At 44.9% G+C, this 13,821-nt stretch carries 15 protein-coding genes and 2 pseudogenes; 7 read left to right on the top strand and 10 right to left on the bottom strand.

All coding sequences use genetic code 11. From position 1 onward, the window contains the following. Positions 1-78 precede the first annotated feature (78 nt). Positions 79-1,644 carry an ABC transporter permease subunit gene (locus tag NDI35_RS09495; RefSeq protein ID WP_445312516.1) on the bottom strand — a complete coding sequence of 522 codons (1,566 nt, stop codon included), beginning with the start codon at positions 1,642-1,644 and terminating at the stop codon, positions 79-81. A gap of 56 nt (positions 1,645-1,700) precedes the next feature. Between NDI35_RS09495 and NDI35_RS09490 the strand changes: the two genes are divergently transcribed. Beyond that, positions 1,701-1,859 (top strand): hypothetical protein, encoded by a 159-nt coding sequence (locus tag NDI35_RS09490; protein WP_190736729.1) that lies wholly within the window; start codon positions 1,701-1,703, stop codon positions 1,857-1,859. Between the two features lie 49 nt (positions 1,860-1,908). Beyond that, a complete protein-coding gene (locus tag NDI35_RS09485) occupies positions 1,909-2,481 on the top strand; it encodes a Uma2 family endonuclease (protein WP_190736740.1) in 573 nt (190 codons plus the stop codon). Between the two features lie 172 nt (positions 2,482-2,653). On the opposite strand, the gene NDI35_RS09480 is transcribed toward NDI35_RS09485, so the two are convergent. The 4 genes from NDI35_RS09480 to NDI35_RS09465 all read right to left on the bottom strand — a co-directional run bounded on the left by NDI35_RS09480 (position 2,654) and on the right by NDI35_RS09465 (position 6,105). Continuing rightward, entirely contained in the window at positions 2,654-3,730 is a 1,077-nt protein-coding gene (locus NDI35_RS09480) for a branched-chain amino acid ABC transporter permease (protein WP_445312515.1), read from the bottom strand. A gap of 219 nt (positions 3,731-3,949) precedes the next feature. Next, entirely contained in the window at positions 3,950-5,344 is a 1,395-nt protein-coding gene (locus NDI35_RS09475; protein WP_445312514.1) for a branched-chain amino acid ABC transporter substrate-binding protein, read from the bottom strand. 157 nt (positions 5,345-5,501) lie between these two features. Next, positions 5,502-5,858: a type II toxin-antitoxin system RelE family toxin gene (locus tag NDI35_RS09470; protein WP_445312513.1), complete on the bottom strand. Its 357-nt coding sequence runs from the start codon at positions 5,856-5,858 to the stop codon at positions 5,502-5,504. Further along, positions 5,851-6,105: a hypothetical protein gene (locus NDI35_RS09465; RefSeq protein ID WP_445312512.1), complete on the bottom strand. Its 255-nt coding sequence runs from the start codon at positions 6,103-6,105 to the stop codon at positions 5,851-5,853. The genes NDI35_RS09470 and NDI35_RS09465 overlap by 8 nt, the downstream gene beginning before the upstream one ends. Before the next feature lie 165 nt (positions 6,106-6,270). On the opposite strand from NDI35_RS09465, the gene NDI35_RS09460 reads away from it, so the two are divergent. The 4 genes from NDI35_RS09460 to NDI35_RS09445 all read left to right on the top strand — a co-directional run bounded on the left by NDI35_RS09460 (position 6,271) and on the right by NDI35_RS09445 (position 7,965). Further along, positions 6,271-6,405, top strand: a complete 135-nt coding sequence (locus tag NDI35_RS09460; RefSeq protein WP_445312511.1) for a hypothetical protein — start codon at positions 6,271-6,273, stop codon at positions 6,403-6,405. Then, entirely contained in the window at positions 6,365-6,697 is a 333-nt protein-coding gene (locus NDI35_RS09455; RefSeq protein ID WP_445312510.1) for a nucleotidyltransferase family protein, read from the top strand. Before NDI35_RS09460 ends, NDI35_RS09455 begins: the two co-directional genes overlap by 41 nt. A gap of 35 nt (positions 6,698-6,732) precedes the next feature. Next, positions 6,733-7,617 carry an SMEK domain-containing protein gene (locus tag NDI35_RS09450; protein ID WP_445312509.1) on the top strand — a complete coding sequence of 295 codons (885 nt, stop codon included), beginning with the start codon at positions 6,733-6,735 and terminating at the stop codon, positions 7,615-7,617. Between the two features lie 75 nt (positions 7,618-7,692). Further along, on the top strand, positions 7,693-7,965 hold the full coding sequence (locus tag NDI35_RS09445; protein ID WP_445312612.1) for a HepT-like ribonuclease domain-containing protein: 273 nt from the start codon (positions 7,693-7,695) through the stop codon (positions 7,963-7,965). Between the two features lie 141 nt (positions 7,966-8,106). Here NDI35_RS09445 and NDI35_RS09440 read toward each other — a convergent pair whose 3' ends face one another. The 4 genes from NDI35_RS09440 to NDI35_RS09425 form a co-directional block, all read right to left on the bottom strand. After that, positions 8,107-9,102, bottom strand: a complete 996-nt coding sequence (locus NDI35_RS09440) for an AAA family ATPase (RefSeq protein WP_445312508.1) — start codon at positions 9,100-9,102, stop codon at positions 8,107-8,109. Then, positions 9,099-9,770 (bottom strand): nicotinamide riboside transporter PnuC, encoded by a 672-nt coding sequence (gene pnuC / locus NDI35_RS09435; RefSeq protein ID WP_445312507.1) that lies wholly within the window; start codon positions 9,768-9,770, stop codon positions 9,099-9,101. Before pnuC ends, NDI35_RS09440 begins: the two co-directional genes overlap by 4 nt. Positions 9,771-9,791: 21 nt before the next feature. Beyond that, on the bottom strand, positions 9,792-11,243 hold the full coding sequence (locus NDI35_RS09430) for an NAD(P)/FAD-dependent oxidoreductase (RefSeq protein ID WP_445312506.1): 1,452 nt from the start codon (positions 11,241-11,243) through the stop codon (positions 9,792-9,794). A gap of 128 nt (positions 11,244-11,371) precedes the next feature. Continuing rightward, positions 11,372-12,403: a glycosyltransferase family 2 protein gene (locus NDI35_RS09425; RefSeq protein WP_445312505.1), complete on the bottom strand. Its 1,032-nt coding sequence runs from the start codon at positions 12,401-12,403 to the stop codon at positions 11,372-11,374. Positions 12,404-13,106: 703 nt separating this feature from the next. On the opposite strand from NDI35_RS09425, the pseudogene NDI35_RS09420 reads away from it, so the two are divergent. Beyond that, a pseudogene (locus tag NDI35_RS09420) lies at positions 13,107-13,331 on the top strand (glycosyltransferase family 2 protein); the annotation flags it as partial. A 70-nt stretch (positions 13,332-13,401) separates the two neighbouring features. On the opposite strand, the pseudogene NDI35_RS09415 reads toward NDI35_RS09420, so the two are convergent. After that, positions 13,402-13,806: pseudogene (locus NDI35_RS09415) on the bottom strand (transposase); the annotation flags it as partial. Between the last annotated feature and the right edge of the window lie 15 nt (positions 13,807-13,821).

Here is a 13,821-nt window from a genome sequence, read left to right as displayed (position 1 = left end):
ACACCCCTAAACTCCCTTGCATCCTAGATTCTTAGCTAAACCCGCCTACAAAATACTATGGTTTTTGCCCTTACCTACTTATTGACTTCTCGCATCTGCTAAAGACTCATTGCTCGCTTCACCATCCGAATGCAGTTCAGCTTGGTGTATCTTATCAGGAATCAGCCCCTCCGGCCGCACGAGCATCATGACAACAAGAGTTAGGCCGAATAGAAATAAGCGCATTTGAATCGGGTCTAAACTGGTGGCCAGAAAGTCTCGCAACTGGGGAATTGCAATCCTGGGGAGTACAAAAGTATTCAGAAAACCCTTGAGGACTTGCGCTAATTGTGGCAGATAAAGCCGATCGGCAGACATGATAATGATAGCGCCCAAAATAACCCCGGTCATGTTGCCCAAACCGCCTAAAATCACCATACACAGGATGATTACCGACACCGAGAAATCGAAAACACTGGGAAAAATAGCGCTGATATAGGCGGCGTAAAATGCGCCTGCAAAGCCCGAAAACGTCGCTCCCATCGCAAAAGCCGAAAGTTTGGTTTTGACTAGGTTAATGCCCATCGCACTAGCCGCTAACTCATCTTCGCGCATCGCATTCCACGCCCTGCCCAAGCGGGAATCTCGCAGCCGCGAAATCATGAAGTAAGCAAAGACAACTAACAGTAAAATTAGGTAGTACCAGGGAAAGTAGTTGCCGGTGCTGAAAGTGCCGACGATGGGGAGAGAGGGACGCCCGATCGGGTTTATTCCCGCTTCGCCGCCGGTGAGGTTAAAAGGTCGATCGCACCCAACCAGACACAGCACCAACTCAGGTTTACCCAAAACAGCCGCAACAATCTTCGAGACTGGTTCGTCGATGCGAATCGCCGTTAAATTCCTAAAGACAACCGGGATAATTTCGCCAAAACCGAGGGTAACAATCGCCAAATAATCGCCCCTGAGCCGCAGTGTCGGAATACCCAGGATTACGCCCGCGATCGCAGCTACACCGGCCGCGATCGGCAGTACCACCCAAAAGTTCCAAGCAATATTTAACTGCCCAGAAGATAGCAAAGCCGTCGTGTAAGCGCCGATCGCAAAAAACGCCGCATATCCTAAATCCAACAAACCCGCAAAACCCACAGTAATATTCAAACCCAGCGCCAACATAATAAAGATTTGAATCTGTACTACAGTAGCAATCCAGCCAGTCTGAGCCTGAATGTCGATAAACGGAAACAGAATTAGAATAAAAGCTAATGTCACCAGAGTTGCCAGCCGCTGGCGTTCTCCCTGCAAACCCTGCAAAGCACCCATTAACGTAGCGGTCAAAATTGCGATCGTCAAACTGCAAATCCCGTACAGCAGTGTCGTCGGCAAAGCAACAGCAGGTTGACCAGACAAAGGTCTAATCAAAACCCCTTCTACCACACTCGCAACTAACAGCCAAACTCCCAATCCCAATCCGGCTAAGCTGCCGATAGTAGCACCCATTTTCGGGCTGTAAACCTTCTGAGCCCGACAGCTAATAAAGCCCGCCGCCGTACCCATCAGCCAGCCGATCACGGTGCCGCTCCAACCGCCGAATAACAAAACAGTCAAAGAGGCGATCGCCCCTAAAATACCAGTCGATTTAATTGCTTTAATTATCTTGTTTGACATAGGAAGAAGTTATTAGTCATTAGTCATTAGTCAGCAGTCAGTAGTTAGATGAAAGAATGCTAGGAATCGCAGTTATAGATGCGGCTGACGCGCGCAGTGCCAACTTCTGCCTCAAGCAAGTCGATCGACCGCTGGCTCTGGAAACTGCTGAGCGGGCTAGCTACAGTGTAGAATCTTTTGAACTCGATTGTTTCTCGATCGCGATCGAAAATTGAAATATACTGGAACTGTTACCGCAACACACTTCAAACGGGCGATCGCTATATGGTAGAAGCACCTCAAAAAACTATCACCCTCGACGAGTTTTTGCAACTCCCAGAAACCAAACCCGCTAGCGAATACATCAAAGGTGCGATCGTCCAAAAACCTATGCCGCAAGGAAAACACAGCAAACTACAAGGCAGACTCGTAACAGTCACCAACGACATCGCAGAGAAACCGCAAATTGCCCTAGCCCTACCAGAACTTCGCTGCACGTTTGGCGGACGTTCTATTGTCCCCGATGTCGCCATTTTTGTTTGGAATCGCATTCCCCTAGACGCTGACGGCGAAATTGCCAATACATTTAATGCTCACCCCGACTGGACAATAGAAATATTGTCCCCAGCCCAAAGCCAAACCAAAGTCACAAACAATATTTTGCACTGTTTGAATGCCGGTTGTCAGATGGGTTGGTTGCTCGATCCCGATGAAAAAAACATTTTAGCCTATCCCGCAAGGCAGCAGCCTATTTCCTTGCAAGAACCCACAGATATACTTCCGATGCCCAATTTTATGCCGGAAATGCAGTTGACTTTAGGCGAAGTTTTTGGCTGGCTCAAACCAGGGAATATTTAAAACGTAAAACTAAAACGTAAAACGTGATCGCGCTCTCTGATACCCAACTTCTGTCTCTTCATCAAAGAAGCTCACACAAATTTATAAAATGTTTGTAGTGAGGGCTTTAGTCCTCAAAATTTTATGAGAACTAAAGTCCTCACTACAACCCAATCTCAAACATACTGCAACTTCAAACCTTCTCCTGAACATTCTCGCCCAACAAACCCCCAGGCCGAAAAGCCAAAATCACCACCAAAACCCCAAACACCCAAGCATTAGTCCAGCGGCTCGACAAATACTGATCGCTCAAAGACGAAAGCAACCCAATCAAAACCCCTCCTAACATCGCCCCCACAATATTGCCAATCCCCCCCAAAACCGCCGCCGTAAAAGCCCTCAAACCTGCCGTAAACCCCATCGTAAACACAATAGTATTGTTGTACAGACCAACCAGAATCCCAGCCGAACCCGCCAAAGCTCCCCCAATCAAAAAAGTCAGAGCAATAATCTGATCCACATTAATGCCCATAATTTTAGCAGCATCGCGGCTTTGAGCAGTTGCCCGCATCGCCTTTCCCAGACGAGTGTACTGCACAAAAACATGAAGCAAAACCATCAATACAACCGCCACCACCAACACAATTAAATCTTTCGTAGTAAATACAATACTCGTTTGAATTCCCAAAGCTTTGAAAATATCAACTCGCGGTAACAAATCGGGAAAACTTTTCGGTGCAGCAGAATTAGAACCCATCACCGGAATAAAAGCTTTCAATCCTCCCCAAAACAGACCCATATTTTGGAAAATAAAAGAAACTCCAATCGCTGAAATTAAAGGAGCCAAACGGGGAGCATTTCGCAAGGGCCGATAAGCGTACTTTTCCACAACAATATTCAGCCCAGCACAAAACACCGAACATACAATTAAAGCGACTAACATTACCGGTATAGCAATACCTAAAGGTGCGCCATCTTGCATCCCAAAAGCCCCGAACACAGTTAGGGAAGCAAAAGCCCCCAACATATATAAATCGCCGTGAGCAAAATTGATTAACTCAATAATGCCATAAACCATCGTGTAACCCAAAGCAATAATTGCAATTAGCGCGCCGTTGACAAGACCCACTAATAATTGTTGGATAAAAACTTCAGGACTGCTGACTATTTCTCCAACAATTTTTGGCAAATCAAATCCTGCGATCGGGCCTAATAGCAAAACTATATAAACTACACCTACATATAAGAGAATACTTTTCCAGTTATTCATGTTTTTGACGAATTGGTAATTGGGAATTGGTAATTGGGAATTGAGAATCGGGAATTGGGAATTGGGAATTGGGCATCGGGCATGGGACATTGGAGAAAGAAGGAAAAAGGCATAATTTTTTATTATCCCTTCTTCCTTATTCCTTCTTCCCGATATCCGTTACATCCGTTACATCCGTTATAAAATCCGTTGCCGAACTTCCCTCTTCCTTCTGATTAATTATTCCGTCTTGAGCGCATTCACGAACTCCCACTTGCCACCTTTAACAACATTTCCTGACATTGTAGTCAAGCTCGTGTCGCCGTTGGTGTCAAAACTCCAAGTGCCGAGTACCCCGTTAAAATCTTTAGTTGCCAAGACAGCTTCGCGGATAGCAGCGCGGTCATTTTTGCAAACTTTATTAATTGCGCCGATCGCAACTTTAGCAGCTTCATAGGCGTAAGCTGCATAAGCTTCCGGTTCAGCATTATATTTTGCCTTGTAACTTTCGTACCACTTCGCGCCCGCACCAGTCAATTCTTGAGGAGGCAAGCCCCCAAAAGTAGCGTAAATTCCTTCGGCATCTTTGCCCGCCGCGTCAACTAAAGCTTGCTCTTTGATGCCGTCGGGCCCCATGAATTTAACTGCATCAGGCGTCATTCCGACATTTCTCATATCTTTAATTATTTGTCCGGCATTGCTTTGAGTAGTGCCTCCAAAGTAAATCAGGTCGGGCTTTAAAGCTTTGATCTTATTCATTAACGCCTTGTAGTCGCTAGCTTTAATATCAATTCCCTCTCTTCCGAGGACTTGAATTCCCAACTTTTTAGCAGTGGCTTCAAAAACATCAGCGATGCCTTTGCCGTAGAGTTCTTGGTCGTCGAGAATGTAGACTTTTTGCACCCCTAAAGATTTCGCCCAGTTGCCAGCTACAGCACCTTGAAGGTCGTCAGCGGGGACAACGCGGGTGAAATTACGAGTGCCTGCGGGATAATAAACGTTGGGTTCTTTGGCTTCGCCTTTTCCTGGTTTAGTCAGTCCCGGATAAGTGTTAGCCGGACTGATCATGACGATGTTAGCTTGGTTGAGCACGGGAATGGAAAGTTTGGCGGCACCGGAGTTATAGTGACCGATGACGGCAACTACCGAACCGTCAGCGACGGCTTTGTTGGAGTTGGACGTTACTTGGGCCGGGTCCCATTTGCCGGCGGCGGCGGTGGCGTCATCGTAAACTTCGTATTGGATTTGGATTTTGCCGTCGCAAGCTTTGGAGTTGGTTTCGGCGAGGGCTTGTTGGATGCCGTTGACCATTGTTTGAGCTTGACCCAAGGCGCTGCCTGTCATCGGCAGCATGGAGACAATTTTGACAGTATTTGGGTCTCCGGGGTTGCTGACTGCGACGGGAGTGGCTGCGGGACTGGTTCCGGGGCTGCCTCCGGGAGTTGTGGCGGTGGGTGCTTGAGGATTTTGACAGCTAGCGCACAGAGAGGCTATTCCGGCGGCAAAAAGTAATTTCCGCAATCCTACGACGCCGAGATTCTGTGTTGGGTTGGTTTTTGTGGATGTGGGACTTTTGCCCCCTGATTTTTCTGAAAAGTTCATAGGTTGGTTGGTTTGTTGCTGGCGTTTTTGCATATTTTTCACTCTAGTCAGTATGTAGTCAAGAGTTAGCACAAGTTTAAAAAATTTGTGTCAACTCTCAAAGATACACTGCTGCCGCAAGAAGGTCGGGACTTGGGCCATATGTGATATCAATGTCGGCGATATCCAAAGTTTAGACTTGAAAAATGTCTTATTCGCCTGCTTCTGCTTGGTATTGTGCGATCGCAGTTTGGATTTCCTCGGCCGAGACGTTTGCTTGTTCTGATTTCGAGTAAATCAGGTGTAAAACAACCTGAGTCGGTGATTCAACTTGATAAATCAAACGATAGCCACCGCTCTTACCAACTTGGGCATCACTGTTTTTAGCCCGGACTTTGTAAACGGTGTATTGGGTGCCTGCAATCTGGTTTCCGATGAAGTTTCCTTGGATAAGCTCATCGAGGACGGGCTGAACATCGGTTTGAATTTGGCGATACTTTTTAGCGAGTCCTTTGAGGCGACGTTTGAAAAGTGCCGTGAATTTGAGTTGGACTGGCATCTCAGACATTGATGCCGTCCCAGAGCTCCTCGATGGGGAAGGTTTGTCCCGCTTTGGCTTGGTGGAGGGAGGCTTTCAGGTCACCGAGGATTTTGTCGTTGGAGTCGGTGTCTGAGTCAAAATCCGAGTCGAAGTCTGGGGCGAGCGCGGTCTGTGTCCGACTGGTCAAAAATTCCAGGAATGTCAGAGTTTGCTCTAAAAGCGATTCAGGAGTCCGTTCGATCGCTTCTAGAAGGCGTTGTTTTATCGGCGACATAAGATGACCTCTCAATCTAGCTCCTCTCATCTTATCAGTAAGTCTAGTAAATTTTGTTTGCATCGAAAACTTAAATGTGTCTGGGATGCTCAAGTGTGGTAAATTAGCGGCTGCTATAGCAATGCTTGGATTCTCTGAATTTTGTAGTCTGAGGTTGACTCGCCCATGATTGAGTTACAAGCGGATTTACAATATGTAGTGAGCGATCGCCTAAAAGTTTCTTTAGATGCGATCGCGCAATTTTGCCAGCGCTGGAACATTGTCGAATTTGCCCTGTTTGGCGGGCGTGCTGCGGGATGATTTTCGCCCTGATAGCGATGTGGATGTATTAGTTACCTATAAGTTATCCCACCGCCTCACACTATCCAATCTATTGAGTATGCAGGAGGAGATAGAGCATTTATTTCATCGTTCTGTGGATTTGGTTGAAAAGAATCGGTTAGAAAATCCCTATCGGCGATCGAATGCACCCGGTACGCGATCGCCAAACAGGGCAAGCAGGAGCGAGAAAGGCGCAGTGCCGGAGACATCGCCATTATTCCGGCAGGAGTTGCTCATCGCTGTAGTTGGGATGATCCGGCTCAATTTATAGTAAAATTGTAATCATGAGTTAAAGAGGGATAATCGGTGCTTGTTCAGGAAGATATTCAAAAGAAAATTTGTGATTTTTTAGCAATTTTACAATATTCAGTAGAGTATCGAGGAGCGATCGGATTGCTCGATCAAAATTTTATTCTTCAATCTTTCATTGCCAAATTTCTCAATATTATATACGGGTACGATCTCATCAATCTAGATGGTGATGGACCTAAATATCCTGCAATAGATTTAGGAGACCCTTATAGAAAAGTTGCTTTCCAAGTCACGGCTACCAAGACGCCAAAAAAGATTGAGGAGACTATAGAAATTTTCATTCGTCAAAAGCAGTATGAAAATTTTAGCCATCTCAAGTTTTTTATCCTAGGGAGGAAGCAAAATAAGTATTCACAGGTTTTTAACACTTACAATCTATTTGAGTTTAATCCGCAAAGAGATATCCTTGATATCAAAGATATAGTACGCAAACTTCCTTCCCTAAGTTTAGAGAAACTTCAACGTTTAAGCTATTTGATTGATTCTGACTTTTCTGGAACAGTCATCTTTAAACCTACATATCAAATTCTTCACGATCCACATCATCAAGACTCTTTGCCTATAGAAGAAGTTAAGCCAGATAATGTGGTTAGAACTGTTCGTTGGGTAGATGTGCCTTTATACTCCGATCCAGGCTGTCAACAGCGAAGACCAGATAGAACTGGTGTGATCCTTGATAACAGACAGCACCCTGGAAACGTCTTGGCAGGATACACCATCCATCCAACCTCGCCTAACCTCTTTAAAGAAGGAGCGCAAGTGATTTGTGTGTATAGTAGAAATAGTGCTTGTGATGAGTCATGGTATCGAAACCCAGAAACACATGAAATAACTTATGCGTGGACTGAATCACGTGAGCTTATAGGTCGTATGGTTTAAGTTGCTTGAATACCATTACTAGACGGCAGGTAGTGGAAAATTATCCCAAACATCAAACTAATCTGATGATGGTCGATTTGCGAGACTTATCTTGAAAGTGTTTTTATGCAAAGTGCCGTAGAGCGGCAGTTGGGGATTTTGGGGGAGGGAGTTCGGAGAATTTCGAGCGAGTTTCAGCAGTTCCATCCCGACATTGATTGGCGAAATGCCATTAACTTACGAAATATTTGGGTTCACCGTTATGGCCAAGTGAGACCAGAAGTTATTTGGAATATTGTTACAAGTGTTTGGCCTAGTTTACTGGTACAAGTAGAGGTATTATTACCGCTGTTACCTAATGATAGTTGAGCGATCGCCCACAAACAAAAGATGCGCGATCGCCTCAGTGCAACAGTTGCCAAATATTAACTAGATTGCGAGATTAAAGACGAATCGCTTTTTTCTATTGAGCGACGAATCGATTTATTAGTAGAGGAATTTGATCGAAACTTATCCCTCATTCTCTAGCTTTTCTAACGCTTCAAACACCAACACTGAATCGATCGCCCGTAGAGCCTCCGACATTCGCAACTCGTGCGTTCCTCCGACAGTAATATACCGCTTTCCTTTATTCTGAAGAACCTCCACAAACTGCTGGTGCATAGTCATTCGTAAATGTTCGCTTTCTCGCGTTCCATCCTGAACAAAGCCGAAATCCGGCTGAGTCAAAATATACAAATCGTAGCGGCGGCTGTCTGCAATTTGCTCGACTGTCTGGTGTTCTGAACCAACGTAACGTTTGTGCCAAATACAAGTAGCTAAAGAATCTGTATCGCAGATAACGACTTTGTTAGCGCGAGTAGCAATATCGTCTTCTATAGCAGCTTGTTTCTTGGCAATTTCTACAAATTCATAGCTGTCCCAAATTTCAGGTTCGGGCGAATATTGCCTGCCTTCCCAGTAACACCTGCCGTATTCGGGAACCCAAGCAGTTTGGTAGTGCTGTGCGAGCGATCGTGCCAGGGTAGTCGTGCCGCTCGATTCTACACCCAGCACGCAGACTCGTTTGGCAAAGTAGGCTTTGGCTGGGGGAGTCAGCATTTGCCAGTGTTCGGCTAGGTTCGATCGCAATTGCGTTCCAGAAATCGGGAATTTGAGCCGTTCGCGATCGACTGCAAAGTGTTGAGCTCCCATCAGTTTTGCCCAAGGTTCCCCGTAATCTTCTGAAGTAAAAGCGATATCTGGTTTTCGCCCGGAAAGCACCTCAAGAGTCCTCTGAGCCCAAGGTTCGGGGGCTTCCGGCAAATCGTCGAGCACTTCGATAACTTCTGCGTCGGGATGCAAAAACCGAATCCACTCGGCTCTAACGCTTCCTGCAACTGCTTGATTTGTTTTGTAACAGGCGAGAACGACTAAACGGTCAACCTTTTTTTTAGCTTCTCGAATTAAGTAGTCGTGTCCTTTGTGGAAGGGGTAAAATTTGCCTACAGTAACACCCAGTATCATAAAGATTGCTGCTGTTTTAACTTTTGTTCCGAGTAAATCCGCTGAAAATTTTGCAGTCCGTAAATTGCCATCAACCAAAATATCGCGTACAAAATACTCGTCAGATATAGCCCGCGCGAGGCGTACAAGGGAACGTAAATCGTGTCTGCAACAATCCACAAATACCAGCTTTCGAGATAGCGTCCCATCAGGTACAACTGGGCGATCGCGCTTAAGACGGTGGTCAGAGCGTCCCAAAAGGGTAATGCACCGCCCAAAGATACTAATACTGTTCGCAAGCCAAATACGCCTACTGTAACTAAGACTGCGGTGAGGATGAGCCAGCGTTGGTCCATGCGAGATACAAGTTTTTCTGTGCTGTTTTCGCCGCCCCGCAGCCAAATATAAATTGCTCGCAAGCTCGTGATTAAATAGAAGAATTGAATCGCAACTTCGCCGTAAAGTTTAACTTGATAAAACACCGCAGCGTAGGCGATAACTCCGATTAAGCCGATCCACCAGCCTAGGGGATTGTTTTTAGCAAGCAGCCAAACGCTCCAAGCAGAAGCGATCGCGGCTATCGCTTCGATTAAGTCGAGTTGGATAGGGACAAACCACTGCACTGAAAGCATGAGCAAGAAGATGCTTGCTGCGAAGCCGATTAAGTTTGGCAGGTTCGCTTTTTTCATGGCAATCCCTATTTCGGCTGGCTATATTGACTGCGAAATCAAATCCGAATCCTTTTTGTCCTTTGAGCGATCGACACTAAAATCTTCATAGTACGATCGCTCAGTATTCACATCCCACAAATCGTGCTTTTCGCCGAGAATATTTCTCACAGCCAGCATCCCCGTCAGCATAGAATGGTCTTGGTTGTTGTATCGGTGCATACCGTTGCGCCCGATCGTCTGCAAATTCTCAATTCCCTTCAAAAAACCTTCAAGTACCTGCAAGTGTCCTCGATATTCCCCATCATAAACTGGATAAGCTTTAAGTTGCCGTATGACAACTCCATCTTCCACCTCGGCAGTTGTTGCTAACCCCAAAGCAACCAACTCGCGAGTTGCTAATTCGACAAGTTCTGCGTCCGACATTTCCCAAATCTCGTCGCCTACGCTACAGAAATATTCCATTCCTAAACAACTTTTGTTGACATCAGGAACTAAAGCTGCGCTCCAATTCTTAAAGTTTTGAATTCGTCCAACTTTGGCTTCGGGAGAGTGAATGTAAATCCAGTTGTCAGGAAACAAATCCTTGCGATTGACAATCAGTGATACAATCAAAAAATCTCGATATTTGAGCGATCGCGCGGCGTGCAATACCTCTTCGGGGGGCTGCGGTTTCATTCTTGCTACCAGCGCCGATATCGGCATACTCGTAATGAAATTATCAGCAGAATATTGAACTAATTCTCCGTTTTGCTCCGCAGTAATACTTTTAATCGTATTACCTTCACGCTCAAAGCTAACCACTTTAGTATCGAGATAAACTTTGCCGTCTTTATTCTCCACAGCTTCGGCGAACTTTTCCCACATCATCCCCGGCCCCAAAGCCGGATAGTCAAACTCTTTTATTAATGTTTTGGTGTCGTTGCTGCCAAACAAAGCATTAATAATTGCAGTCGTCAGGGACAATCCTTTAATCCGCTGCGCCGCCCAATCTGCTTGAATTTCCGAACAAGGAATGCCCCAAACTTTTTCAGTGTAAGTTTTAAAAAATGTTTTATACAAGCGTTCGCCAAAACGATTGATCACCCATTGTTCAAAAGTTTTTTCTTCCCGAAGTGGCCAAATTCTCACTTTCAGATAACTCAAAATAATCAGCGTACTCTCAATTATCCCCAAATTAAAGAGAGTATTGAAGGCACTGATCGGATAATTAAAAAATTTCCCTCGATAAAAAATTCGCGACAATCGTGGCACTTTAATAAACTCATTTCCCAGTACCTCTTGCCACAACTGCTGCACGGCTTCAACTTTAGTATAAAAGCGGTGGCCGCCAATGTCGAAACGATAGCCTTTGTAGGTTTCGGTGCGAGCTATTCCCCCAACTTTATCACCTTTTTCTAGTACAACAGGGATGATGCCTTGCTTGACTAGCTCGTAGGCAGCAGTCAAGCCCGCAGGGCCTGCACCGACGATTGCAACAGGATAATGTTTCACTCAGCCTACCTCCAGCTTTTTGATCCAAACTATACAGTTATTTATAACTTGTCACAGTGATATATGCACCCGTGAATACCCTGAGACACTATCGAGCGACCTGATGTTAAAGGACGATTGGCCTTAATTTATGGAGCGGATACTGGCAAGCTAACTTTGCCAGTCACAGGCTTTTTTTGGTATAAGTAGCGACCAGTGCCGATCGCGAATGCCAGTCCGCTGTAAAAGTAAAAAAGCCAGTGCCACGGAATAGTTTTCAAGGCAAATAGGATACCGTGTTTACGGTGAAAAAATCGATAAAGCGGTGCATTAATTGCTACCAGGGGTATGGCCAATAAACCAGCCAGTAGCAGAAAGCTCAGTGACCAGCAGGTTCCCAAAATTGCCAGCAGGACTGCATAAGTTAAAATCACGCTGATGCGGTTCGAGACTTGCAAGTTGAGGTCGTTATTCAATTGGCGATCGCGCCAAATCAGTTCGGTCCAAGGCAGTGCTCGGTAGAAAAAGTCAGCTTTCACCATACCTATAGGTTTCCACCGCTTTAAATGCTTCACCTGCAATGTTTTGCACAGCCGAATGTTATAACCTGCTTGTTTCAAACGGTAGCCGAACTCAATATCTTCAATCGAAGCTTGGCGGTAACTCTCATTAAAGCCGCCCATCTGCAAAAAAATTTCCCGGCGAATCACTCCGCAAGCGCCCCAAAAAGTCGAAGCTTCTTCGTTACCGGTTTGGTGCACGTAGTGGTGCAGCAAGTTCCTGTACTGCGATAGAAAATCAGGATCTCCAGGATCATCGTCGTAAGAGCCAATGAAAGCAGCTAAGTAGGGATTATTTTTGAACACCGAGATCGCATAGCCCACAGCTTCTGGACAAACAGCGACATCAGCATCCACAAAAAACAGAATATCTCCCTTTGCAGCTTGGGCACCCAAATTCCTTGCCCGCGCTGGCCCCCCGCATTCGGGAATCCTGATGACTTTGGCGCCGAATTCCTTGGCCAGACGCCAGGAACCGTCGCTTTCGCCATCTGCTACTACAATAATTTCGATCGGTTTGGGCACAGCTTGAGCCAGTTTTGACAAACAGGTGCGGAAGTAAGCGCCCCCGTTGTGGACTGGGATAATGATGGATACAGTGGGGTCGGCGGTAGAAATCATTACCTAAATTATTTAAATTGCAGGAACCAAAGTTTGCTTGAATTTTATTGGTGCTACTTTACGAAGGGTAAAATTAGCTCTACTTTTTTATTTATAACTCGATTTCTGTTTATCTTCAACTAGATTTTTTGCGGTCATTCTCCATTGGATTTTTCCCCCTGATACCTGTATTCTAAGCCATAGCTTGCTGAGAGTGACCGGATGCCGACAACAGCTTCACAAAATCTTTAAATATATGATTGTTTGTGTAAATTTGCGAAAAAGCCCCACCTGCATTTTGGTATGACTGTGTTGCAATGCACAAGACTTTGATTTTATAAGTAGGCACACCGTATAAAATCAAACATCGTTTATACGGACACCCGGGACTGTCAGCACTTGCGCGGTAAAATTTCTTTTACAGACCTCATCCGCGAGTGACTCCTGCACCAAGTCTCGATCCCGACTGCGGACTAACTGCACATTTTATGACTTTTGGCAATATATTTTAAATATACCTCTTAAAATTTCCGACGCTGTACGATCGAGGTTTGGTAATTTGCTAACATACCCTTAGCTAGCTCCGAACCTAAACTTTTACCTAAACCATTTTTTATATTACATGAACACCTCCCCAAACACTTTAAATCAGCCATTAGTTTCAGCCATCATGCCAGCTTTCAAGGCTGACAATTTTATTGCTAAAACCTGAGAGTCTGTCTTATCTCAAACTTATCAAAACATAGAAGTTTTAGTAGTTGATGACGGCTCTACAGATACAACAGCCGAAATAGTCCAATCTTTTGCTCAAAAAGATAGCCGAGTCAGCTTATCCCACCAATCAAATGCCGGCGTCGCCATCGCTGGCAACCTAGCACTTGAAAAATCAAAAGGCGAATATATTACTCCCCTCGATGCCGACGATATTTGGTATACCCAAAACCTCTAAAAACCCGTGAAATTCCTGATTTACTCAGCACCATCTGTCGGAGTTGTCTATTCCTGGTCATACCAATTCACTATGAAGTTGCACTTAATATAGCTTCAAGGATATAGTCCCAACCACAGAGAGATAAAACTTCTTCATTCGTGAGAGATTCGATAATTATATTTACCTGTTCTTTGAGTTTATCTAAACTCGAATAATTTGCCCACTTCAGGTCTTTTTTTGTATGTTCCCACAATCTTTCAATCGGATTCAATTCAGGACTATACGCAGGTAAATATATTGGCATTACATGGTCATGCCAGTCTAATAAGAGAGCTTTATGAAAGCTACCATTATCCATGATAATTAGATTAAAATAGTCTGAGTATTTTTGAGCAAATCCATTTAAAAACTCTTGAAAGCAGTTGTGATTGAGCTGATAAAATTCTTGATAATATTGTTCACCTGTTGATGCCTCTACAACTCCATAAACATAGAAATTTCCTCGCTT

This window comes from Microcoleus vaginatus FACHB-2002 (genome assembly GCF_040004035.1).
Taxonomy (GTDB): domain Bacteria; phylum Cyanobacteriota; class Cyanobacteriia; order Cyanobacteriales; family Microcoleaceae; genus Microcoleus; species Microcoleus vaginatus_C.
The sequence above is the reverse complement of the archived record's forward strand: the minus strand, read 5'-3'. Positions and strand labels throughout refer to the sequence as shown.